The organism is Geobacillus sp. ZGt-1, from assembly GCF_001026865.1.
Taxonomy (GTDB): domain Bacteria; phylum Bacillota; class Bacilli; order Bacillales; family Anoxybacillaceae; genus Geobacillus; species Geobacillus thermoleovorans.
In genome coordinates this window covers 1-1,036 of record NZ_LDPD01000194.1, presented here as the reverse complement: position 1 = coordinate 1,036, position 1,036 = coordinate 1, and the positions used below count along the sequence as shown (strand labels likewise).

Genomic DNA, 1,036 nt, shown 5'->3' with positions numbered 1-1,036 from the left:
GGGGCGCGGGTGTCAAGCAAGGTCGAGAAAACGCCCGCGTTTTCGACGACGTATACGATGCCGCCGTTGGCTGGATAGGCGCGAATGAGCGACAACACGTCCCTTAGCGGTGCATTCAATGCGCTGTTGGCTTCGACGGCAGCAGTGAAGACTGGGTGAGGGCCTTTCTTCGTTTCGGCCAACAAGTTGGCGCAGGTGGCAAAGTTCAAAATATCCTCGCGGAGCAGGCCAACGGACTGCAGCAATTCATTGACGCTCTCTACAGAGGTCACATCCCACTCACCTGGCACGGTCGCTTGCAAGGCCGACAGCAACACCTTGCCGGGGAGCGTTGACAGGTCAAAGGCGTGTGGATCGCCGGCGATGCGCTGGGCAAACAATGGGAGCCGCTCATACGAGCCAAGCGGCAAGCGGCGAAGGGCGGCGCCGGCAAGACGGATCGCCGCCGCCAACTCTTCGCGGTTTGCCTCATACGCCGCTTGGATGAACCGTTGGCCACAAATGTCTTCAAGCCAAGGGTGCTCGTGGGCGAGGTGCCCAAAAAACCGCTCCCGCTCCTTTTCGACTGCCTGGCGCTGTTCTTTTTTCGGCACGAGCGGCTCACCGAAATAGCGCTCGAGCAGCTCGATGAGACCAACGCAGGCAAACCGTGTTCGTTCGAGTTGCTGTTCAAAGGCGGACAGGGAAACGCGGGAAACGTCTCGGCCGAAAAAGGCGGCGATGACTTCGCGCTCGTTCTCGCTGAACGATGCCAAGGAGACGACGCCGCCAACACGGCCGAGCGACTCGTATTTCCGCTTCATTTCGACAAACAAGCGGCGAAAGCCCGGCTCGGAACGGAAAAAGGCAGCGGCCTCTTCGGCCCGGTTCATGTCTCGATCAACTCCCATTCTTCCTCATTCGCTACTAACTGTTTGATGCGCCCGTTCCAATAATACTGGATGACGGTGACAAACGGTGCATTGCGCGGACGGACGAGCTCGCAAATCGACAGGGCCGGCACGGTGTCGTAGTCACCCCAAAGCGCCTGCGAGTT

1 protein-coding gene is annotated in these 1,036 nt (G+C 59.4%); it reads right to left on the bottom strand.

The window, feature by feature from the left end; genetic code table 11:
* The coding region (locus VU18_RS16550) for a TIGR02679 family protein (protein WP_047758591.1) at positions 1-872 on the bottom strand (872 nt) is incomplete at its 3' end.
* Positions 873-1,036 lie beyond the last annotated feature (164 nt).